Raw genomic sequence first — 22,203 nt, 5'->3', positions numbered from 1 at the left:
GAAGATTAGAGGATTATATGGATCGGATCGAACTGGAATTGTATCTGAACAATCTTCTGGAAACCGGGCGGTTCAAGGACTACTGCCCGAATGGGCTGCAGGTGGAAGGGCGGCGGCGCGTGCAGAAGATCGCGACCGGCGTGACCGCCTCGCTGGCCTTTCTGGAAGCCGCGCTCGAGTGGGGCGCCGACGCCGTGCTGGTCCATCACGGCTACTTCTGGAAGAACGAGGCGCCGCAGATCACGGGGCGCAAATATCGTCGCCTGAAGACATTGCTCGCGCACGACCTCAACCTGTTTGCCTACCATCTGCCTCTCGACTGCCACCCGGAGTTCGGCAATAACGCGCAGCTCGGCGCCAAGCTCGGCTGGATCGGCGAGCAACGGTTCGGCGAGCAGGATCTCGGCTGGATGGCCACGCTGCCCATGCCGATCACGCTCGCGCACTTCTCCGCGCAGGTCGAGCAGACGCTCGGGCGCACGCCGCTCGTGCTCGGCGATCCCGACTGGCAGTTGCGCCGCGTGGCATGGTGCACGGGCGCGGCGCAGAGCCTCTTCGACGCGGCCATCGACGCGGGCGCCGACGTGTTCCTTACCGGCGAAATCTCCGAGCCCACTTTTCACACGTCGGCGGAGAGCGGCGTGGCGTTTCTCGCGGCCGGCCATCACGCGACCGAGCGCTTCGGCGTGCAGGCAGTCGGCGCGCATCTCGCTGAAACCTTTGATATCGATCATCTCTTTATCGACATCGACAATCCGGTTTGAGTGTTTCTCCGTCTTGCGCGCACCGCGCAAATGGCGCGGTTCACGCGCGCCTGTCCCAGATCGCATGGATTTATTCACCGGGCATTTACAAACCGAAAAGAAATGCATCCCGATTTCTGGGGGAAAACCCCGAGTTATCAAGGACTTCGGGCGCTTTTTCGAGATCGCCCCTTGTAAATGCCAACTCCATTCGCGCAAACTAGCGTTCGGCAGCATGCGGGAAAGCAACAGCATGACGGATAAATCCAACTCAGAAGTGGGGCGATGTGATGCGAGACAAAGAAAATGACCGCGTCGATGGCAGCCGCCGTACCTGGCTGATTGCGACGTCCGTAGCAGGTGGCATAGGAGGCGTCGCCACTGTCGTACCCTTCGTAGGCTCGTTTGCACCATCCGAAAAAGCACGCGCTGCCGGCGCGCCCGTCGAAGTCGACATCAGCGGTCTGCAGCCCGGTTCGCTCATGACGGTCGCCTGGCGCGGCAAGCCGGTCTGGATTCTCAACCGCACCGACCGCATGCTGGCGGACTGCAAGAAGGCCGATCCCGAACTGGCCGATCCCGATTCCGAGCATCCGTTTTCGATCCCGATGCCGGACTACTGCAAGAACGAATACCGCTCGCGCGCCGAGCATCAGCACATTCTCGTGGCCGTCGCCGTGTGCACGCATCTGGGCTGCACGCCGACGCCGCGCTTCCAGGAAGGTCCGCAGCCGAACCTGCCCGACAGCTGGCCGGGCGGTTTCCTGTGCCCGTGTCACGGCTCCACCTACGATCTCGCCGGCCGCGTGTTCAAGAACAAGCCCGCGCCGCAGAACCTCGACATCCCCCGCTACATGTTCACGTCACCGACGCAGATCGTGATCGGCAAGGACGAAAAAGGAGAAGCGTGATGGCCACGGGACAAGAAAAACAGGTGGTGGAGACGACGGGCCTCGCGGGCTGGATCGACAAGCGTTTTCCGATGACCGCGACGTGGAAAGCGCACGTCTCCGAGTATTACGCGCCGAAAAACTTCAACTTCTGGTACTTCTTCGGCTCGCTCGCGCTGCTCGTGCTGGTGAACCAGATCGTCACGGGCATCTTCCTGACGATGAACTACAAGCCCGACTCGACGCTCGCGTTCGCCTCGGTCGAGTACATCATGCGCGAGGTGCCGTGGGGCTGGCTGATCCGCTACATGCACTCCACGGGCGCGTCGATGTTCTTCGTGGTCGTGTATCTCCACATGTTTCGCGGGCTGTTGTACGGTTCGTACCGCAAGCCGCGCGAACTGGTGTGGATCTTCGGCTGCGCGATCTTCCTGTGCCTGATGGCGGAGGCGTTCTTCGGCTATCTGCTGCCGTGGGGGCAGATGTCGTTCTGGGGCGCGCAGGTGATCGTGAACCTGTTCTCGGCGATTCCGTTCATCGGCCCGGATCTCTCGCTGTGGATTCGCGGCGACTACGTGGTGTCCGACGTCACGCTCAACCGCTTCTTCGCGTTCCATGTGATCGCGATTCCGCTCGTGCTGCTCGGGCTGGTGGTGGCGCATATCGTCGCACTGCATGAGGTGGGCTCGAACAACCCGGACGGCATCGAGATCAAGGAGAAGAAGGACGCGAACGGCATTCCGCTCGACGGCATCCCGTTCCATCCGTACTACTCGGTGCACGACTTCATGGGCGTGTGCATCTTCCTGATGATCTTCGCGGCCATCGTCTTCTTCGCGCCGGAAATGGGCGGCTACTTCCTCGAAGCGAACAACTTCGTGCCGGCCAATCCGCTGCAGACGCCGCCCGAAATCGCGCCGGTCTGGTACTTCACGGCGTTCTACGCGATGCTGCGCGCCACGACCGACCCGTTCAAGATCGTGCTGATGATCGTCATCGGGCTGCTCGGCCTGTTCGCGCTGGTGCGCGCGCGCGGCAAATGGCGCGCGGGTCTGCCGGTGCTGGCGGTGCTCGTGATTCTGGCGATGGCCTTCACCGAGTCGAAATTCTGGGGCGTGGTGGTGATGGGCACGGCGGTGATCTCGCTGTTCTTCCTGCCGTGGCTGGACCGCGCGCCGGTGAAGTCGATCCGCTACCGGCCGTTTTTCCACAAGGTGTTCCTCGGCGTGTTCGTGGCCGCCTTCCTTACGTTGGGCTTTCTCGGCACCCGGCCGCCGTCGCCAGCGGCCACGCTGATCGCGCAGGTGTGCGCGCTGATCTACTTCGCGTTCTTCCTCGGCATGCCGTTCTGGACGCCGCTTGGCACGTTCAAGCAGCCGCCCGAGCGCGTGCGGTTCAAGCCCCATTAACTTGCGAGCGAGGAAGACATGACGATGGCATCTCTCTTTTCGACGCTCGCGCGGGCGGGCGGCTTGTCGCGCAACCGGTCGTTCGGCCTGTCGCGCGGGGTTCGGCGGGGCGTCGCGGCGCTCGCGATGGCGTGCGGCGCGATGGTGGGAACGGGTTTGGGGGTCGGAACAGTGTCGGCGCAGGAAAACATTCCGCTCGACCGCGCACCCGATAACGGCGAAAATCTTGCTTCGCTGCAACATGGCGCGCAATTGTTTGTAAACTATTGCCTGAACTGCCACAGTGCGAGTCTGATGCGCTACAGCCGGTTGCAGGATCTCGGCATTCCGCAAAAGCAGATCGAAGATAATCTCTTGTTCACGACGGACAAGGTCGGCAACACGATGTCCATCGCCATGCGTCCGGACGACGCCAAGGCGTGGTTCGGCGTGGCGCCGCCGGACCTCTCCGTCGAAGCGCGCGCGAAGGGGCGCGACTGGCTGTACACGTATCTGCGCAGCTTCTACCGCGACGACACGCGTCCGACCGGCTGGAACAACATGGTGTTCGAGAACGTGAGCATGCCGCACGTGCTCTGGGAATTGCAGGGCGTGCGCACCGCGAAGTTCGAAGACACGGTGGACGAAGAATCCGGGGAAAAAGTCCGCCGCTTTGTGGGGTACCAACAGGTCACGCGGGGTAAGCTCTCGCCGGTGGATTATGATTCTGCCGTGGCCGACCTGGTGGCGTACCTCGGCTGGATGTCCGAACCGGAGCAGAAAACCCGCAAGCAGCTCGGCGTCTGGGTGCTGCTGTTCCTCGGCGTCTTGAGCTTTTTCGCGTGGCGACTGAACGCCGCGTACTGGAAAGATATCAAATAGGCACGTTCTGACCGACGTGGGGCCGGTGTCACGAAACACCGTCTGACGGCTGCTAAGCCTCAGGCGGTGTTTTTGCCCGCCGGCCTTTTGGGTTTATTGAGGAAATGTAAATCATGATGGTTCTGTACTCCGGCACTACCTGCCCGTTCTCCCAGCGTTGCCGGCTGGTGTTGTTCGAAAAGGGCATGGACTTCGAAATCCGCGACGTCGACCTGTTCAACAAACCGGAAGACATCGCCGTGATGAACCCGTATGGTCAGGTGCCGATTCTGGTCGAGCGCGACCTGATTCTGTACGAGTCGAACATCATCAACGAGTACATCGACGAGCGCTTCCCGCATCCGCAGCTGATGCCGGCCGATCCGGTCCAGCGTGCGCGCGCGCGCCTGTTCCTGCTCAATTTCGAGAAGGAACTGTTCGTGCACGTCAGCACGCTCGAAAACGAGAAGGGCAAGGCCGCCGAGAAGAATCACGAGAAGGCACGCCTCGCGATCCGCGACCGCCTCACGCAGCTCGCGCCGATCTTCCTGAAGAACAAGTACATGCTCGGCGAAGAGTTCTCGATGCTCGACGTCGCGATCGCGCCGCTGCTGTGGCGTCTGGATCACTACGGCATCGAACTCTCGAAGAACGCCGCGCCGCTGATGAAGTACGCCGAGCGTATCTTCAGCCGTCCGGCCTACATCGAAGCGCTGACGCCGTCGGAAAAGGTGATGCGCCGCTAAGCCGGCCGTCGCCGTTGCAAACCGGAGGCGGCGCGCTGCTCGCGGGCGGGCCGCCTCGTCAGAGGACTGTTGATGCAAGAGATTTCCACCAAGCCGTATCTGCTGCGCGCACTGTACGAGTGGTGCACGGACAACGGCTTCACGCCGCATATCGCGGTGCGGGTCGACAACCGCACGCGGGTGCCGCGCCAGTTCGTGCGCGACGGCGAGATCGTGCTGAACATCAGCTTCGAGGCCACGAGCCAGTTGCAGATGGGCAATGAAATGATCGAGTTTCACGCGCGTTTCTCCGGCAAGTCGCACAAGATCGAAGTGCCGGTGTCGAACGTGCTGGCGATCTACGCGCGCGAGAACGGCCAGGGCATGGCGTTCCCGGTCGAAGCGCCGGCAGGCGACGCGAACGACGTGCTGCCTTCCGCACAGGACGAGCACGAGGAAACGGTTGCGCCCGCGACGGCGCCGGCAGCCGGACCGAAGGCGGTGCCGAGCGTGGCGCCTGCTGCCGTGCCGGGCGAGACCGACGAGTCGGATGCATCTGCCGCCTCGACGAAGAGCGGCAAGGGTGAAACCGGCGACGACGGTGCCGCGAAAGGCGGTAAGGGTCACCTCAAGATCGTGAAATGAAGTAGAATCACGGGCTACGCCGGCTTAGCTCATCTGGTAGAGCAGTTGATTTGTAATCATCAGGTGGCGGGTTCGAGTCCTGCAGCCGGCACCAAATCCCATGCGGGTTCCAGAAATGGGGCCCGCATTTTTTTTGTTCTACAAACGCCGGTCTGTTCTACAAAAAAAATGGCTACGAAGCAGAAGCAAACACCGAAGCAGAACGAGCAGGGATCAAAACCAGCAGCAAAATCGACGTCCAACGCCGCTTTCGAAACGCGGGAATTGCGAAGCGCGCTTCAAAAGTTTCACCGAAGCAAGCCTATCCCTGGTTACGACGGGACTATCGGCGGCGTCAAGTTCGGGGTCTACTCGTTCTTCGACTACGATGATGAGCCAATCTACGTCGGGCAAACGCGAGAATCCCTGGGTTCGCGCATTTCGCGCCATCTAACGAACCAGCGGTCCGATGCGGTAGCGATGAACGTCCTCGACCCCTTTGAGGTTCGTCGGATCGAAGTCTATCCTTTGCCTCAGTACCAAGAGGTCAAGAGGGGCCATCCTCAACTCAAACAAGCACAGGACGAACTCAACGCTCTTGAATACACCGTCTATAAACGCGCTATAGAAAACTCGAAGTTCAAGGCGATCCTGAACGAGAAGCAGCCTGGCGAGACGCAGCTTGTGAATCCGCTTCCGCCCAGCTACTCGGAGACGATCGTTAGCGATGACGTTATGGACCTCCGGGGCCATCCTGACACGCGTATTGCGAGGCGTGCGTCCACTATCGCTCGCCTCGCACAAGTCATCGAAGAGCGAGAAGTGCAGGGCGGGCTCCGACGGTCACTGGTAACACAGGCAACTCGATTGCTTTCCCTTGCATCGGAGAGAGCAGACGCGTTGGGTGCCCAACCCGAAGTCGGTGAGTCTGACAAAGACTCAACCGACGAAGAGTGAGCTGACGTGGGCCATCGCAGAATTACGCTGCGATGGCGTCTCCAATCACGACCTCGTTGTGCTCGATGATCGGCTCAAGTAAGTGTTGTGCGATGTGGCGTACCACCGGCACAGCTACTCCGTCACCGGCCACGTGATACGCGTCGTTGTAGCGATGTGGTATCACGTAGGTGTCCTCTAGCCCCATCAAACGCATTGCCTCGCGCGGAGACAGCAGACGCGATCGGACGTTGTCGCCTTCAACGATAAGTATCGTTTGCCGCGACGAGCCACCGCCGGGCGTCCGCAAGCAGCCGGCGATATCATCGAACCGCACCTCTGCGCGCTGCTGCTTAACCCCCGATTCCTCGCGCATACGTCGATACACCGTTCCGACAGCTCGCCTGTTCAGGAGCATCGCGGCTTCGACTTTTGCGAGATTTACTGGCGACATCATCCCCAGAAGCCTTTGGGTTTCTGCACGGCTATGCCACTCAACGCCAGTCGGTTCGTCTTCGATCAAATCAGATAGTTGCTGCGCACGCGGGCCGGGTGCTGGAGGGGTCCACCAAAGCCACTTCTTGCGCGCCTCCGCGCTGAGACCGGCATACGCGTCTTGAAGCGCCGCCGGGTGCCAGCCGTCGACAGGTGCATCGGCGTATAGATGGGCAGGTACCTCGAGATCACGGCGCACCGCAAGCCAGAAGACACGAACTCGCGACTGAGGTAGGAAATCTCTCGCATCAACGACCAAGGCGCCGTACCTGTAGTCCTGCCCTGACAAGGCAGACACGATATGCGCAAAGTCTTTGCCACCGTGTGAGCGCAGAGCACCGTAGACGTTCTCCAGGACGATCAACTTCGGTGCGCGCTGTTCCGCATTCAGTTCTCGCATCAATTGCCAGAACGGCCAGAACGTTCCAGACCTCGTCCTATCCTTTGTTCGGTTTTCGTGCCCTAATCCCGCGCCATTACCGGCAAGCGAAAGATCTTGACAGGGGAACGATGCCCAAGCCAAGTCCGCATTGTCGGCCAAGTCAGCAGCCCTGACATCATGAATGTCTTTGATCGCCAGATGATCGTCACCCCAATTGGATGCATAAGTCGCACCCTTCATTGGATCTATATCGTTCGCAAAGAGGCAGGTCCACTCCGCGCCTAACCCCGCGCGCGCCATGCCCCCACCAGCAAAAAACTCGTAAAAATTCATCGTGTTAGTCCTTTGCTCTCATTGTAAACAATGGTCGCAGATCGCGGGAGGAGAGTTAGCTCTTAGCCTTCGAGGAACGCCAACAATCTTCTTTCAAGCTCCGCTCGATCTTTCAGCTCGCATGTCCAAATGACCAAAGTCGCCCATCCTGCCTCCTGCAACTCCTGTACAGCCCGAGTATCTCGCTCGACTGTACGATTGAACTTGGCTTTCCAGTATTCGAGCCTGCTAGCAGGCATTGATGCATCTGGGCATCCCTCGTGCCGATGCCAAAAGCAGCCGTGAACGAAGATCAGCTTCTTGCGCCCTGGAAAGACGATATCTGGACATCCTGGCAGATCTTTCCGATGAAGGCGGAATCTGTAACCCAATCGATGTAACGTGCGCCGTACGAGCAGTTCGGGAGCTGTGTCAGTTGACCTCACTCGCTGCATCGTCTTCCGCCGCTGCTGTGGCGTGAGGTTATCCACCTTCCGTTCCTCCCTCAACCGGCGTTACATCCTACCGCGTCGGTTTTACTCGTGCGCCACGTTTCCGTACGTAGTGTTCTGTCATCGCAACGCTTCCATGCCCAAGTAGTGCCTGCGCCTCGCGAATGCTATCTGTCGACTCTTTATCAGTGCCGGCCTTGGCTCTCAAATCACGAAACTGAAACGTATCCTTCTCGATGCCCGCAGCCTCACGTGCGCGGTCAAACCTGAATCGCAATGCAGCCCTCCCCAAAGGCCTGCCATGCTCGTCAACAACCAATCGCGTTGATCTCGGATTGTGCGTCGCCTTTCTGAGACCTAGCTGTCTCAGTAGCGATTCGAGCTCCCCAACGACCTCGATACGAAGCCGCGCTCCAGTCTTGTTCTGGCGGACCCAAACGACCCCGTCGCGTACATCGCGCTCATCCATCTTTAGGACGTCGGCAGGCCGCTGCCCCGTCAAATAAGCCAAGTCCATTGCCTCGCGCAACGGTAAATCAGCCTTTTCCCAGACCGCTTTGTATAGGCCGTCGCCAACGTAGACGTCGCGGCCTGTCTCGCGATGCTTACGGACCCCGACGCATGGGTTCGGACGGTCAGTCGCCCCCCATTCTCTAGCCTTGTTGAAGATGTGCGAAAACAATGCGATCTCGCGATTGGCTGAGACAGGCGATGCCTTTCTCCAGTCTAGGTACTTCCGAATGTGAATAGGCTTGATCTCGTCGAGAGGGGCAGGAGGAGAATCAAAGAACATGTATAGCTTTTCTAGCTGTACGAGGTTTGTACGTCGCGTCTCAGCCGCCTTGCTCGGTAGCACGTCGGTCAGGTAACGCTCAGCCACATGCCGAAAGGTCACTAGCGCCCGAGCCGTCCGGTTGCCTTGCTCTAGGTCAGCGTACACGCGTAGCGCTTCGACGAAATCTCCGCCGAGCGCTTTCCACCGACGTGGCTTGCCGCCCATGTCATAGTAATAGTATGTCTTGCCGCGCGACGTTTGCTTCAGCCGCATCCGCGGCGGCAAATGTAAATTCTTCGTAGGTCTACGTCCCACCGATTACGCTCCGAGAACAGCGGGACTCCAGCCCGAGCGCGCACCGCTTTCACCGCGATTCGCGACGCCCGTGCGTCCCTCGATAGCAGACCGAGCAACAACGGCGCGTCCGCATGCATTGACAAAAAAAGGCACGCCCATTCGGCGAAGGGACTCCACCTGCTTGGATTTCACTTTTCTACCAGTAAGCACTACTAATTCCATAGGTGACAAAAACATATCCATCGCGTCATGCCTCCCTTGTTGATAACCAAAAGGACCCCAAGCCCTCGTTCCAATACGTTTGGCAACGATCCAGCGACGAGCCCGCCTTGAGCGCTGACGCGAATACAGCCTTGATAGCTTCTACCGGGTCGTTATGAAGCAGATGATCAATCGATTGCGCCTCCGGGATGACTATTCCGCGACTCGTCCAATAACGCTTCTCGTTGACGGCATGCTCGGTAAAGTCTTTGGTCATGTACTTGCACAGATACGAAGCAAGCTTATGTCGCAGGCCTTTCTCTCGAAATGGGTTTCGCACGTCTATGTTCCCGTTGTCTTGTCCAACTATGCTGCGCCAGATAGCTCGAAGAACACGGTAGTTTTGCCGCCCCTTAACGGCGACGTGCAAGTGCCACGCTCCGCGCTTCTGGCGTTCGGCAACAGCGACATAATGAAAATCACCCAGCTTGCCGAGACGCCTGCGCAACGCATCGAAATCCTTCTTTAACCGCTGCTTGTCCATCATGTTCTCGCGATAGGTGAGCGTGATCATCCGGTCAGCGCCAATTGCCTTGCAGCGGAGACGAACCTGCTTCTTTGCGCGCTTCGCTGCATCCATCTGGTTCTGCTCAGTGTTCTCAGATTCGCCACGCTTCGCGCGTGGCAGTGTGCTCAACCGTTGAGCGCCCATGTATCGATCGAAGCGCGTGGCGGTTACTTCAACTTGTCCATCGCCAAAATTCCGGCCCCGAATAATCCATTCCCGGCGAAACGCCGAAAAATCGCCTATACTCGCGTCGTGCATTGCAAATAGTCCTTGTAATGCTGTTGTACGAGCCTCGAACCGTTGCAGCGGTCGGGGCTTTTTCTTTTTCAACGTTCGCGTGTTGCCATCTATTTGTGCTGCTTGCGTTCCTCGTCCGTTAAGTGTCCCTGATATAAATCTAGGCGCGCTTCGCGCGCCCGGCTGTCCTCGCTAAACGCTGCGGGCAGGCGGCCTCGCAAAGCGCCTCCAGCAGCTACGCCCCGCTTTGTTCGGCATGGGTTGCGCCGCCCCTTGGCCGTCACAACCCATCCCAAAGCGTATGGAGGTGTAGCCCGTGTAAAGGCCAAGCCGCTGCGCGGTCGGCTACGCCGAGCCTTGACACAGGCGCAAAGCGTCATTGCTGCGATATACGCCCCCATGGTCCGGCAGTCAGTCATATGCGCGAGACCTGGAGCACCAGCACAATGTCGGAGCGCGAACCCGATAGGCTTCGCCCGTCCATGAACGACGGAAGCCAGCGGATACCGCTAGTCACAATCGAGTCCTTGCCTTGGCTCAATCCGCCCATCACCACCACCTCGCCATCGCGCAGCGTCATGCTGGTTTCCGACTTGCGCGTGTTCTTAGTTGGCGAGTTATTCACGCCCGTGCTGGTCTTCTGGAAGTCCGAAATCTCGACCGTCACGTCAGTGTCAATCACGTCATCCTTCACGGTCGGTTGCACGTCAAAAATTACCCCCGCGTCCTGATACGTCACGGACTGCACGGGAGCCGCGCTCGAATTTGGATACGACACCGAGTCAATCACCGGCACCGACTGGCCGACGTTGAGCCGCCCATGCTTGCCGGACGCCACGCGTATGTTCGGTGACGTGACTACGTGAAACCGGCTGTCGGAATCGAGCGCCGCAATCGCGGCATCCAAAAACCCCGTGTGCAACCGCAATGCGTTCGCGTTGTCGTCTACCGTGCCAGCGCCCAGCGAAATCCCCAGCCGCCCGCCAAGGATGCTCGCTGCCAACTGAAAACCCGTTGTCCTGTCGTTTTCCGTCGAGACCTCATACACCCACGCACGGATCGCGACTTCGCCCGTCTTGGTGTCCACCTGCGGTAGCACCGACTTGAGCATGGCAATCTCCTTGACCGAGCCAAGAAAGACCATCGTGTCCGACGACTGATCGACCATCGCCGCCGCTGAGGTAGGCGACGCATCGGCACGCGCACGAGATCCAACCGCCGCAGGCACGGCCCGGTTCATTGTGAATTGCCCGTTAAAGAGCGGCTGCACGAGCCGCGCCAGATAGTCAGCAGTCCGATACTTGGGCGTATACACAAACGCTTGCTTGTCCGGCTCCGCCTTGTCATCGTCCCTGCGCTTGAACACATAGTCGACGCCGTTTTTCGTGGTAACGCCGAACCCGAGCGACGCGAGAAAATCGCTCAGCACCTCACGAATGTCACCCTTCGTCCGGTCGAAGCGGAACGACACCATACGCGTGTCTGCCAACACCTCGGGCGCAATCACGTACTGCGACTGGAGCATGTCCGCATACACGAGGTCGATCACTTGGGCGACGTTGACGAACCGCAGATCCACTGATTTCGCGTTGCCCATCTTCAACGGCACCACGGGCGGGGCAGGCAGTGGGCCCGAACTTACCGCGCTAGACAACGGCACCGACAGGGACGGTGGCAGGGGAGGGAGGCCCTGCATCGACGCCAGCGCGGCGGGTTCGGCGGCATGGGCGACGCACGCCGCGAGAAGCAACACAACCGCAAGCTGCCTCATTTCGCCACCGCGCCCAAGCCCGCCGACGCCGCGCCACCGCCACCACCGGCCACAGACTTCGCGCCCGAAAACGTCGAGACTTGTTCGCCATCGATCGTGCCGACACGCACGACGCCCGTGTTCTGGAACATCGATGGGCTTTCCATACGCAGCCGCCCCACGCTATCGGCAACCACCACCCACGACCGGCCCGGCCCGCTGTAGCTCCCAACAATGCGCCAGTTTTCCGAAAACGACGGCTTAGAACCGCCCGCAGCGTGCCCAAAGGATGCCGCCGAACCAGCAGCACCCGACGAAGACGCCAGAGGAGACGCAGCAGCCGTGGTGCCATGCGTGGCACGGTGGAAGAACGTCCACAGAAACCGCACCGATACGATCGGCATCACCACCAACATCACGACAATCAGCCAAAGCCGCTTGTTGCGAAGGATGTTCTGCCGCTTGTCAACCACGGCTTCCTTTCCACCGACGCCCGCATAACTCTTGTAGAGCGGGAAGACATCCTTGCTGTACTTGCGCACGTAGGTGCCAACGCGCGTCTTGCTGTTTTGCTTCCAGCCCTCGTACTGCTCGACGCGGTAGCCCGACGACAGACCCAGCGACTTGAGCTTGTGCATGCGGAACGACAGTTCCACAACCGGCTTGACTTTACGATGCAGGTCGCCGATGTCCTGCACCATCAACACCACGTCACAGGCCACGCCGGTATCGGCATGCGTGAAGTGCCGGTGCATACGGAAGAACGCCATGTGCTCATCGGAGATCTTCTTGTCCGATGCCCACAGCTTCCATGCCTCATCGACCACCAGTAGATCGCCTGGCTGTACGAAACCCGGCGTGACAGTCGCGCCTTCCGCCGACTCATGCTCAATCGGGAAAAAGGCTGGCTCACTAATGTCATCGGTACGTACGTGCACAACTGCGCCGAAATGCGAGCCGTCGCCGCGTCCTTTGCCGATCAAAAAGTCGTGGATACGCTCCTCGTTAATGCCGTCCACATTGGTCACGACCCGCCGCCCGCTAGCGATCGCGTCAAGCAGTGGACCCTGAACGACCTCATACGACTTCCCCGAGCCCATCACGCCGCAATACGCATTGATCGCCATCGCGTCACCCGATGATCGGCAGTCGCCGAATGATGAACCGTGTTACGTAGGCCGACACGAGCAACGGCGCACCGTAGCTGAATGCACACAGATCGAGGAAATACCAAACGTCATTCCCAATCGACCCGAACGCCCCGGCCAACGACGCCGCCGACGGCAGTACGCCCGACGTCTGGAGGAACGAAACGGCCTCAGTCACGAAGAAGTAGAGCGCGAAATACAAAAAGAACTTTGCGACAACCGAGCGCAGAAGGAAGCCGAGCGCCACATTGGCCGCAGAGACGAGAATCGCAAACATGTCTTCCCCCCTACGCGCGCAGCACGACGAACAGCGCCGCAAGTGTGAACATCGCCGCAAACGAGGTATAGATTGCCGTGCGGTTGGACTCGGCGAGGTCGCACTGCGCGGTGAGCGTGAACGAACGCCCCAGCACCGAAAACGACGGCTCTGGACACGCTGAACCATGCGCTGGCACCGCCCAATGCTTCAGGTCGGGCAGCAGGCCCACCACCGGCGACAGGATCATCGAAATCGTCGGCGTCGATTCCAGCGTCGGCGACGCCACGCCCGGATCAGCGCCAAGATCCACCGACACCTTGTTGACCACGTTGACGTTCGGTGTGTTGACCACATTCACGTCCGTCCCGTTACCCACGCTCGGACTGCTCCCCGCATTAGGCGCTGATCCGTCCCCCGGCTGCACGGTCGGGCTAATGGTCACGGTCGAGACGCCCGGATCGGTCGCCGGGCGGAACAGGTCTCCAACGTTCGGCACCGCAGTAGGATTCGCAATAGCCCACGGCTGCACATCGTTCGCCGTCAGTGGCTGCGTCACCGAATACGGCAGACCCTGATAACCGGGCTGGTTGGCCGCCTGTTGCCACGTCTGGTTCGTAAGCTGCGCAAGCGTGTTGGGATCGAGCGGCGTGGCAATCGAGGACGACGCAAGGTTCGGGTAGATCTGCGACAGGTCGCTGCCACTGATCGGCTTCACACCAGGCCCAACGGTCCAGTTCGTCAGCGGCTGGGTACTCGACAGCATTGAGTAAATGCAGTTACCGCTGCTGTCGAACGAGCCGCAGTGGTTGTAGAACGTCGTTTGCGTCAGCGTCTGCTGAGTGCCGTCCACGTTCGGCTGCCAGAAAACGCTCACACTCATGATCTGGTCCGCACCATTGGGCGGCACTGTCGAGCCACTCTGCGCGCCGTAGGTCGCCAGATACTGCTGGAACTGCTGCACCTGACTGATCGTGTTGGGGATCATCTCCATGTCACCCGCAACCCAATCAAAGTTCTTTTGTCCGCTCGTCGGCGCAGCCGGAAGCGCGGCACACGGGTTCGACGGCATACACGACGAGGTGTGATACACCGGAATGCCAACCGACGCGGCCCAGGTCCACGGGTTCACCATATTGCCCGTGCCGGGATCGGGCGCAGGCGTCGCCATGTAACCCGAGCCGACCCCTTGCGGCAGCGGCTGCTGCGCGGTGATCGTCTTGCCATCGAGCGAGCGGGACAACGACACGCTGCCTGCATACAAAGCGGAACCAGCAGCGAGGATGCCGACCCCCGCCGCAATTGTCAGCCACACCGGTGCACCCGCGAACCCTAGACCCACAGCAGCCCCCGTACTAACGACATTGAGCGCCGTCGAGACCTGCCCCATGCTGGTCAGCGTCGCCGCAATACGCGGATCGTTCGCCGCAAACCCCCGCGCAATTGCGACACGAGAGATGATGGCGGCCTCCGCTCGATTGATAACAAGGTTCTCGACCGGCGCAAGCAGCGCCTGAGCATGCGCAGCCTGCGTACAGAGGAGGCTGCTCAGCGTAACTAACAGAACCGCATTCCTGATCCGCATCAAGACTCCTTAAGTCCTACGATCACGGCCCATGCGCAGACCATCCCGAACACAAACATCAACAGATACCAAGCGCTATTCGTATCCATGAAACCGCCCTAGTGAAAACGGGGGCCGCAGCCCCCGCAATACATGGCCGAGCAAGCGGAGACTTATGCGCCCCGAACCATGCCGATCAGGATCTTCGCGCCCTTGATGCCGACGTACACGGTGATCAGCGTGGCTGCGACCGCGAGCACCCCCGTCGTGACGGTGCTGAAGTCGATTCCAGCCGTCAGTGTGGAGAAGTCGGGCGGCGTGGTAGCTGCTTGCGCATGCGCTGCACCGGCGAGCGCCGCAGCGGAACACGCGGTGTACTTCACCAGCTGTCGGAACTTTGCTTTCATACTTTCTTTCCTTTAAAGAGCGGTATCAACCCGCGATAGTGAATTCAGGCGCGTCTAAGAAAATTGACGATTGCGCCTGCTCCGTGACTCACCAACCACAAGCCAACAATGGTCGTGAACGCCACACCCCAAAAGCCAGCCGCAACGGTGTAGTCGAGCGGCTGTGCGATCGAGTCTATGTACCCCGCGCTATCCGGCGAGAGCACGTATGCTTGCTGCTGTTGAATTCGGAACGCTTGCCCGGAAATCGGAGGGCAAAGCTGCTGGTCCGTCTCGTTTGGCTGTTCCCCTGATGAGAGCGGAGCGCAAACGAGAACCGTCTGAATAGAGCCAGCCGGCATGGGCGTTAGAGAGATTTGGCGTCAGGTTTCGGCTGTGCCTTGATGGAACCGAAGGGAACCAGCGAAACGATCCGAGGCACGAGGCGTCCGGCGTCCTGTCCATTACCCTGAGCGAGCGCGAACTCGGCGAGGTAGTCGCCTGGCTGCGTATCTGCCAAGCTTTGGGGCAGGTTGATCACACCGACGACGATATTGGTTCCGTCCGAAGATGATTGTTCGAGGATCGATTGCGCCTCGCGAATCACCCACGGGCGTCCAGTTTTAGCGGAGGTTCCGCTGCGTTCGTTGACGGCCAGGATGGTGAGTTTCTGCTTCGAAGTCATCGTGTATCTCCCGATTTCGGTTCAACAAATCAGTCAGTTTTCACTCGCAAAAAATTGCCTGTTGGTTAATGTTTGTAGAACAGCGCGAGTACGCACATATTGCGGAAATCAAGGCCTATAATGGGTCGCAAAATACTCACGAATGGTTTTCTGTAACCTATGGTGCGACCAACAAAAACCGTGGAATCATTGACTGAGCAGGCCGAATTGACGCGGCAGTTTGTCAGCGCAGTTGAGGCGCACTGCGTGACACAAGCAGCCGCAAGCAAGTCGAGCTTGCATCGCGAGCCAGCAACCGAAAGAGCCAAGGCGTTGAGCGCAAAGGCAATCGAGCAATTGCTAGGAATTGCGGAACCTACGGGCAGAACTTGGAACGCGTACCGCCGAGGGGACAGGAGTTGGCCGCTGAGGACCCTCGAGCAAAAGATTGGACTTGCCGAGCGAGCGCGACTAATTTCTACGGAAATGGCGTCGGCGCTTCAGCGGAAAGTACGGCTCGCGGCAATCGAAGATGCGCAGCCAGCAATTGGTCCAATTTTCGAGCACAGCGTAACGATCGTGCAGGAAGCGCTTGCCCTTGCTGAGTTCCACCGAAAACACAACGGCGCGGGCTGTGCTTTGGACATCTTGCGGCCACTGCTCGACTATGCTGAACGGATTCGCGCGGAAGCTAATTCGGATGACTCTGCGATGGAAGGATTCCTTCCGCCGTCACCTGACGAGGATCTCTGAACAGTTCCGGCTTGGCGAACCGCGACCAAATAACCTCAATCTCCGGCATCCCCCTGTGCTCGCGCGACCTAATAACCTCAGCGAGGGGTTAAGACAGGGTTTGACGCCGACATCTGCGCCAATGCGCGACCAAATAACCTCACAGCGTCTTGTTTTCGGCCGCAACGATCCGTAGGCGCGACCAAATAACCTCAGAAGTCGGGCCAAACAGCGTTCGAGGGCGCGACCAGCGCGACCAAATAACCTCATGAGGATCACCATTGGCAGCGGTTCGCATGCCGGTGCGCGACCAAATAACCCCCATGCAATCGTCGGCAGTTGCGGCAAGCGTGGCCCTGCGGTAGTAATGCACTGTCGGCAACTTTGAACAACGTCATGGATAAGAAAACACTCCCGAGCTTCATTTCCGACGGCGATCCGAAAATCGTCAACGACGCGCTGGCTTTCTTTTTGCACGAGTGCTCGACGAACATGATCCCGTCCAAAGACGAAGTTGCGGTGTGGGCGGCGGGCTTAGCGGAGAGGGGGCCAGACTTTGCTCGGCATGCAGACGCCTGCCGGAGATGGGTCGCGGGCGATCGTTAGACTCGTTCTACAACCTAAACCTGAACCGAAGGGGGACGGGCGTTTGCCGGCCCTTGTCGAATGATCTTTGTAGATCGAATTCGATGGTAAGTGATTGATTTTATGAGGTTGCTTAAAAGCTTTGTAATCATCAGGTGGCGGGTTCGAGTCCTGCAGCCGGCACCAAAACAGTTCGAGAAAGGGTTACAGCGCACACGCTGTAACCCTTTTTCTTTTTCAGGCGCGCTGGCGCATGCCTCGTCTATCGCCTTCGATCAGCGCGATCTCGTTTTTCTCCAGCCCATACGCCGCGTAAAGCGCGCTGTCGATCTCGCGCGCGAGCGCGTCGCTGCGCGGCGCGTCATCGACGGAACCGAGCGCTGCCAGCAAGCGATCCACGCGCCTCACCACGTCCGCGCGCGCACTCTCGTCGCGCGGCACGGGAATCGCATCGATCATCGCCTTCGTGAAGGCTACGCCGCCGTTGTAGCTCGATGCGCCGAAACGCGCGCGCGTGACGAAAGCCGCGAGCGGGCAGTTCAGCACGGCCGCCGCGAATTTGAGCAGCGCGTCGTCGTCAGCGCGAAGGATCAGCGTGGTCTTGCCGGGGATCGTGTCGCCCGCGAGGTCAAGCGTCGCATCGAGATGCGTGAGCCCTTTGACGATCACTTTCTTCGCCGCCGCCTTCGCGCGATAGCGATTCGCGAACGCCGCTTCGAAGCGCTCGCGCTCGACGACCGGTTCGGCGTAGCGCTGCCCGAGATAGGTCATTGGCTTCACGCCCCAACGCGACACGTAGCGCCCGAGCGTGCCGGTATTCACGACGCGATAGTGGCGGCGCGCATCGAACGCGCCGCGCGCTTCGTCGATGCAAGGCGCGAGCGCATACGCATCCGAGGTCGCGCAGGCGTTTTCGCACGCGATCAACTCGCCGAGCGTGCCGTGCGCGTGCGCGAGCCGGCGCACGAACGCGTAATGCGGCGAGAGCAGCGCATCGAGCGTCCACGGTGCGTCGAGGTCGCGTTTGGGCGCGTGTGCGAGCGGCGTCAGCAGGTCCTGATCGAGGCGCGCGGTTTCGATGCTGGCGCAACCCGCGGGCCGGAACACCGTGACGATCGCATCGACGAGCGCGTGCTCGAACACGCCACGGCCCAGCGCGACGACGCGCTCGATCGCATCGAGATGGCGCGCGCGAAACGCCGCGCCGAACGGCTTCGCGAGCCACTTGTCGGGCGTGAGAAACGCCATCGTGCCGTGGGGCGCCGTGAGCGCGAGGCCCAACTCCATGAACACGATGTAGAGATCCCAGTTGCCGCGCGCGCTCGGCCAGCGTCGCGCCAGTTGCTCGCGCAGCGCGCGCTGGCCTTCGTTGATCATGCGTTCGGAGTCGACGTAGGGCGGGTTCGCGAGTACGGCGTCGAAGCCCGCGAATGCGCCGTGCGCGTCGCGCAGCGCGGGAAATTCGGCGCGCCAGTCGAAGTCTTGCGCGGGGCTCTGCGCGTCGTCGCTGTCGATCACGCGGCTCAGCACCGCATTGCCTTGACGCAGATTAGCGGCGAGATCCGGCAGCGTCGCGAAGCGGCCCGCGTCGTCGTACGCGGCGTGCGCGAGCAGTTCGAACGCGAGACGCCGGCGCGCCATGCCGAGCGCGTCCGCGTCGATATCCACGCCGAAGAGGTTTTGCTCGACGATCGCACGTTTCTCGCGATACAGCGCGGCGTCGATACGGCGCTGCTGCTCGCGGTTGGGCGCGACGCCGTGCGCGAGCGTCACGCTCAGCCGGTCGTCGGCGACGTCGACACGCAGGCCCGCGAGCGCGTGACCGGGGATGTCGTCGAACAGCCGCAGACGGGCTTTTAGCGCGATCAGTTCGTCGAGCGCCGAGACGAGCAGATGGCCCGTGCCGACCGCCGGATCGCACAGGCGCAGCGAGGCGAGCATCGTGCGCGCGGCTTCGTGGCGCGTGTCGTGTTCGATTCGTTCGGATAGCTGATCGAGCGTCGTGCAGCGCCAGCCTTCGTTTCGATTGAACCGGCCGAGCGCCGCGCCCGTGACGGCGGCGCGCGCCAGCATCATGGCGACGCGGCCCGGCGTGTACCACGCGCCGTCGCGATAGCCGTTGAGTTTCTCGAAGACGAGCCCGAGCGTGGCGGTGTCGATGCGTTGCCGACGCGGCGCACTCGCGTTCGTCGGCGTGCCGGTATCGAAGCCGAATTCGAACGCGTCGAGGAAATCGAGCAGATAGGTGACGGTGTTGCGCGCAGGCGCGGCGGGCGAGGGCGTGAGCACGGTCGCTTCGAACGGCGCGAGCGGCGCGTCGTCCGGCAACGTGCTGAAGCCGATGGCGAGCGTCGCGAGATCAGCGGACCCGAACATCGCGCCATCGAAACGCGGCAGATGCGCGTGGCCCGCGCCGTCGCCGAACACGTCGCGACAGAGCGCGTCGAGTTGCGCGAAGGTGCCGATGCGCGCGCTGCGCAGAAACGCGTACGCGCTTTCGCCGTCGTGCAGCGCGAGCAGGCGCGCTTCGAGCAGCTTGAGGAACACGAGGCGGCCGAGCCACGCGATGCACAGACGCAGCGCCGTTCTCAGCACGGCCTGTTCGGGCGTCCCGCTTGCCTCGCGCGCTTCGATGGCCGCCATGGCCGCGACCGCCAGTTCGATCAGCGCGCCCGGCTGGCGTTGCGCGCCATCGCGCCGCGCGACCACGGTCTTGCCCGCCGCCGTGCTTTCGCGCAGGCCGGCGATATGCAGCAGTTCGGCATAGAAGTTCGCATCGAGGCCGGGCTTGGCGTGGCGATTCTTCGTGCGTCGCGCGCGGGATACGCTGGATGCGTCTGGTGCACTTTCGGCGCTTCGCGGTGGAGCGGTCTCGGACATGTTCTCGTTGCGGCGCGAGGCACCGTTGCGCGGATCGGCGCTCATTGTACTGGCGGGGCGCGGGGCCGTCCCCTGCCTTTCGGCCTATGCCATTCGGCCGAGTCGACGGATGCGTGGCGCTGCGCGATGATGCATCCATGTTGCGCGGTGCCCACCATGACGCCATGGCCGGTACGCCGCGCGGAACGCGGCCGCTCGCTCTGCTATATGATGGCGCGCGTCTTGCGCCGCCTCGTTGCGGCGCGCCTTTGAGCATTCGAATCCTATGACCGACTTTCCCACCTTGAGCTGGCCCGACACGGACGGCCCGCGCACCGTCCGCTGGCGTTCGGAGGCGGGCGTGCCCGCGCCGAAGCGCGTGGTGATCGCCGACGACACGACCACGGCCGACGCCGCCTACCGCCTCGCCTGCGAAGGCACCGCGCTGCTTTGGCGCGGCGACTTCCAGAACGCGCGGCAACTGCTGCAGGCCATGGCGCGCCGCGCCGAACGCAAGCCGAAGAAGGGCGCGCCCAAGCCGCCGGCCACGCCGCTCGAAGCGTTTCATCAGCATCGTCAGGCGCAGGCGCAGCGCGCGCGCACGCTCGGCATGGTGCTGTTGCCGATCGAAGGCGACTACGAAATCGCCCTGCGCCGCGCGCCTGATGCGAAGCTCGCCTGCGAGGAAGCCTGGGGCCCGTCCACGGGCGAGCCGTCGGCGGTGTCGCTGCGCGAACTGCTCGGCCTGATCGGTGCGCACGAATGGCGCAAGAAGGGCGTGCCGATTCCCGCGCTCGGCGGGGCGCACGTTCATCCGTACTACGGCGTGTTTTCGCCGGTGCGCGGCGAGTATCTCGATCTGATCGCGCGCGTGCCGCTGCCGTCGCAAGAGAAGGCGTTCGACATCGGGACGGGGACCGGCGTAATCGCGGCGGTGCTCGCCGCGCGCGGCGTGAAGCAGGTGGTCGCGACCGATCAGGACGCCCGCGCGCTGGCCTGCGCGCGCGAGAATCTGGATCGTCTGGGCTACGGCGAGCGCGTGGAAGTGGTCGAGGCGGATCTGTTCCCGGCGGGCCGCGCGCCGCTGGTAGTCTGCAATCCGCCCTGGGTGCCCGCGCGCCCGGCGTCGCCTATCGAGTACGCGGTGTTCGATCCGGACAGCCGCATGCTGCGTGGCTTTCTCGGCGGCCTCAAGGACCATCTGGAGCCGGGCGGCGAAGGCTGGCTGATCCTCTCCGATTTCGCCGAACACCTCGGTCTGCGTACGCGCGAGGCGCTTGTGGAAATGATCGTCGAGGCGGGGCTGGAAGTGGCCGGGCGCGAGGATATTCGTCCGCGTCACCCGAAAGCCAGCGATCCGACCGATCCGCTCTATCGGGCGCGTGCGGCTGAGATGACGTCGCTGTGGCGCTTGAAGGTGCGCAAGGACTGACGTGCGGCGCGCGTGTTCGCCGGCTCGTTCGAAGACGAAAGAGGAGCGAAAGAGTGGATAAGCGCCTGCGCGACGCAAAAAGCGGGTGAAGAGCCGTCGCGTGGCGCGAACGGCTCGATAGGGCAGGCGGGCGCATCGGCGCGGCGTCCGATGCCATGCACGGATCATTCACCGGTCCCGCGTTCAAGGCGGACCGCGGAAAGCAGGCGAATTCGCCCGCTTTCCGTGCCTGCGATGCCGCGTGTCGCACCTAACCTGGATAGGCCTCGTCCACGGCAAGGCCGGCGAGTTTGAAGATCACCCGTAAAGTCTGGGGTTTGATGTCGCGCCGTGCAGCGAGCGCCGACATCACGAAATCGAGCACTTTGGCGTACTTCAGCAGGATCAGGCAATTCTCGAGATCTGCCGCGCCGTCGCGCATCTCCTCGGCCAGACGCAGCATCTCGACCGAGATGTCACGCGCCATTTCGAGCTCCAGTTGCTGCTTTTCCGTCCACTCGGGCACTTCAACGAGTCTGGCAAGCAGTTCCTGGAATTTTTGCTCAGCGTTACCGTCGGGTATCGTGTTCATTGCATGCCCCATGCAAGGTCGCGCAGCGCCGTGCGTTTTCGCGCAGCGGGGATCTGCGTCATACCTGATTTATCGCTGCCGGCGGACCCGGAGCGACCTCCCATGCGCGCATAACCGGTACTTTGCCGGTTGGTCGCGCCCCAAAAATGGTCCTTTCTGGACATCGGCGGCGCGAGGCTCACCGTGTCTTTTTTAATCAACCCCTCCCTGTCATCCGGACGTGGGTCAGCGTGCCGGACGCTACAACCATATGACGAATGGACCGCTATCAGGTTCGCGGCCTCGTGCTGCTTTTTCCGTAAAATGACAGATCTATTTGCGTCGCTCTGTCGGTTGCCGCACGTTTCGCGGTAAATGACGCTACTCATCT

General features: G+C 61.3%; 24 protein-coding genes and 1 tRNA gene. 11 read left to right on the top strand and 14 right to left on the bottom strand.

Annotation, left to right across the window (positions count from 1 at the left end; translation table 11 throughout):
- The first annotated feature begins 17 nt into the window (after positions 1–17).
- The 8 genes from BMY06_RS32260 to BMY06_RS32225 all read left to right on the top strand — a co-directional run bounded on the left by BMY06_RS32260 (position 18) and on the right by BMY06_RS32225 (position 6,188).
- Positions 18–764 carry a Nif3-like dinuclear metal center hexameric protein gene (locus BMY06_RS32260; protein ID WP_065062670.1) on the top strand — a complete coding sequence of 249 codons (747 nt, stop codon included), beginning with the start codon at positions 18–20 and terminating at the stop codon, positions 762–764.
- Positions 765–1,033: 269 nt separating this feature from the next.
- The gene (gene petA / locus BMY06_RS32255) at positions 1,034–1,654 is read left to right on the top strand and encodes a ubiquinol-cytochrome c reductase iron-sulfur subunit (protein ID WP_065062668.1); all 621 of its coding nucleotides are present in this window, start codon (positions 1,034–1,036) and stop codon (positions 1,652–1,654) included.
- A complete protein-coding gene (locus tag BMY06_RS32250; RefSeq protein WP_074987151.1) occupies positions 1,654–3,042 on the top strand; it encodes a cytochrome b in 1,389 nt (462 codons plus the stop codon). Before petA ends, BMY06_RS32250 begins: the two co-directional genes overlap by 1 nt.
- A 126-nt stretch (positions 3,043–3,168) precedes the next feature.
- Positions 3,169–3,903 (top strand): cytochrome c1, encoded by a 735-nt coding sequence (locus BMY06_RS32245; protein WP_074987173.1) that lies wholly within the window; start codon positions 3,169–3,171, stop codon positions 3,901–3,903.
- A gap of 113 nt (positions 3,904–4,016) precedes the next feature.
- On the top strand, positions 4,017–4,628 hold the full coding sequence (locus BMY06_RS32240; RefSeq protein ID WP_027797364.1) for a glutathione S-transferase N-terminal domain-containing protein: 612 nt from the start codon (positions 4,017–4,019) through the stop codon (positions 4,626–4,628).
- Positions 4,629–4,700: 72 nt separating this feature from the next.
- Complete coding sequence (locus tag BMY06_RS32235) at positions 4,701–5,252, top strand: ClpXP protease specificity-enhancing factor (protein ID WP_074987150.1); 552 nt, start codon at positions 4,701–4,703, stop codon at positions 5,250–5,252.
- A gap of 18 nt (positions 5,253–5,270) precedes the next feature.
- Positions 5,271–5,346 (top strand) — tRNA-Thr (locus BMY06_RS32230).
- Between the two features lie 74 nt (positions 5,347–5,420).
- Entirely contained in the window at positions 5,421–6,188 is a 768-nt protein-coding gene (locus tag BMY06_RS32225; protein WP_080180423.1) for a GIY-YIG nuclease family protein, read from the top strand.
- A gap of 22 nt (positions 6,189–6,210) precedes the next feature.
- Here BMY06_RS32225 and BMY06_RS32220 read toward each other — a convergent pair whose 3' ends face one another.
- The 11 genes from BMY06_RS32220 to BMY06_RS32165 all read right to left on the bottom strand — a co-directional run bounded on the left by BMY06_RS32220 (position 6,211) and on the right by BMY06_RS32165 (position 15,675).
- Complete coding sequence (locus tag BMY06_RS32220) at positions 6,211–7,377, bottom strand: DNA cytosine methyltransferase (protein WP_074987148.1); 1,167 nt, start codon at positions 7,375–7,377, stop codon at positions 6,211–6,213.
- 62 nt (positions 7,378–7,439) lie between these two features.
- Positions 7,440–7,847, bottom strand: a complete 408-nt coding sequence (locus BMY06_RS32215) for a very short patch repair endonuclease (RefSeq protein ID WP_074987172.1) — start codon at positions 7,845–7,847, stop codon at positions 7,440–7,442.
- Positions 7,848–7,878: 31 nt separating this feature from the next.
- Complete coding sequence (locus BMY06_RS32210; RefSeq protein ID WP_208490377.1) at positions 7,879–8,856, bottom strand: tyrosine-type recombinase/integrase; 978 nt, start codon at positions 8,854–8,856, stop codon at positions 7,879–7,881.
- A gap of 45 nt (positions 8,857–8,901) precedes the next feature.
- Positions 8,902–9,102: a DUF4224 domain-containing protein gene (locus BMY06_RS32205; RefSeq protein ID WP_244144447.1), complete on the bottom strand. Its 201-nt coding sequence runs from the start codon at positions 9,100–9,102 to the stop codon at positions 8,902–8,904.
- Positions 9,103–9,127: 25 nt separating this feature from the next.
- On the bottom strand, positions 9,128–9,907 hold the full coding sequence (locus tag BMY06_RS32200) for a rolling circle replication-associated protein (RefSeq protein WP_074987145.1): 780 nt from the start codon (positions 9,905–9,907) through the stop codon (positions 9,128–9,130).
- A gap of 394 nt (positions 9,908–10,301) precedes the next feature.
- Complete coding sequence (locus BMY06_RS32195) at positions 10,302–11,657, bottom strand: type II secretion system protein GspD (protein WP_074987144.1); 1,356 nt, start codon at positions 11,655–11,657, stop codon at positions 10,302–10,304.
- Entirely contained in the window at positions 11,654–12,763 is a 1,110-nt protein-coding gene (locus tag BMY06_RS32190; RefSeq protein ID WP_074987143.1) for a zonular occludens toxin domain-containing protein, read from the bottom strand. The genes BMY06_RS32195 and BMY06_RS32190 overlap by 4 nt, the downstream gene beginning before the upstream one ends.
- Positions 12,764–12,767: 4 nt before the next feature.
- On the bottom strand, positions 12,768–13,061 hold the full coding sequence (locus BMY06_RS32185; RefSeq protein WP_074987142.1) for a DUF2523 family protein: 294 nt from the start codon (positions 13,059–13,061) through the stop codon (positions 12,768–12,770).
- Between the two features lie 10 nt (positions 13,062–13,071).
- Complete coding sequence (locus tag BMY06_RS32180) at positions 13,072–14,625, bottom strand: hypothetical protein (RefSeq protein WP_124263300.1); 1,554 nt, start codon at positions 14,623–14,625, stop codon at positions 13,072–13,074.
- 152 nt (positions 14,626–14,777) lie between these two features.
- Positions 14,778–15,011 (bottom strand): major capsid protein, encoded by a 234-nt coding sequence (locus BMY06_RS32175; protein WP_074987140.1) that lies wholly within the window; start codon positions 15,009–15,011, stop codon positions 14,778–14,780.
- 346 nt (positions 15,012–15,357) lie between these two features.
- Positions 15,358–15,675 (bottom strand): cellulose synthase, encoded by a 318-nt coding sequence (locus BMY06_RS32165; protein WP_074987139.1) that lies wholly within the window; start codon positions 15,673–15,675, stop codon positions 15,358–15,360.
- A gap of 180 nt (positions 15,676–15,855) precedes the next feature.
- Between BMY06_RS32165 and BMY06_RS39155 the strand changes: the two genes are divergently transcribed.
- Together BMY06_RS39155 and BMY06_RS32160 are read left to right on the top strand one after the other, a co-directional pair.
- Positions 15,856–16,407: a hypothetical protein gene (locus BMY06_RS39155; RefSeq protein WP_124263299.1), complete on the top strand. Its 552-nt coding sequence runs from the start codon at positions 15,856–15,858 to the stop codon at positions 16,405–16,407.
- A gap of 375 nt (positions 16,408–16,782) precedes the next feature.
- A complete protein-coding gene (locus BMY06_RS32160) occupies positions 16,783–16,992 on the top strand; it encodes a hypothetical protein (protein WP_074987138.1) in 210 nt (69 codons plus the stop codon).
- 216 nt (positions 16,993–17,208) lie between these two features.
- Here the strand turns inward: BMY06_RS32160 and BMY06_RS32155 are convergent, their stop codons facing one another.
- Positions 17,209–19,851: a type IIG restriction enzyme/methyltransferase gene (locus BMY06_RS32155; RefSeq protein WP_124261834.1), complete on the bottom strand. Its 2,643-nt coding sequence runs from the start codon at positions 19,849–19,851 to the stop codon at positions 17,209–17,211.
- Positions 19,852–20,116: 265 nt separating this feature from the next.
- On the opposite strand from BMY06_RS32155, the gene BMY06_RS32150 reads away from it, so the two are divergent.
- Positions 20,117–21,262, top strand: a complete 1,146-nt coding sequence (locus BMY06_RS32150; RefSeq protein ID WP_065062662.1) for a methyltransferase — start codon at positions 20,117–20,119, stop codon at positions 21,260–21,262.
- Positions 21,263–21,512: 250 nt separating this feature from the next.
- Here the strand turns inward: BMY06_RS32150 and BMY06_RS32145 are convergent, their stop codons facing one another.
- Together BMY06_RS32145 and BMY06_RS39150 are read right to left on the bottom strand one after the other, a co-directional pair.
- The gene (locus BMY06_RS32145) at positions 21,513–21,833 is read right to left on the bottom strand and encodes a DNA-binding protein (RefSeq protein ID WP_065062658.1); all 321 of its coding nucleotides are present in this window, start codon (positions 21,831–21,833) and stop codon (positions 21,513–21,515) included.
- A complete protein-coding gene (locus BMY06_RS39150; protein WP_124261833.1) occupies positions 21,830–22,201 on the bottom strand; it encodes a hypothetical protein in 372 nt (123 codons plus the stop codon). Before BMY06_RS39150 ends, BMY06_RS32145 begins: the two co-directional genes overlap by 4 nt.
- Positions 22,202–22,203: the final 2 nt, after the last annotated feature.

Source organism: Paraburkholderia tropica, from assembly GCF_900109265.1.
In the GTDB taxonomy this organism is placed as follows: domain Bacteria; phylum Pseudomonadota; class Gammaproteobacteria; order Burkholderiales; family Burkholderiaceae; genus Paraburkholderia; species Paraburkholderia tropica.
This window is presented reverse-complemented; position numbering and strand designations above follow the sequence as displayed.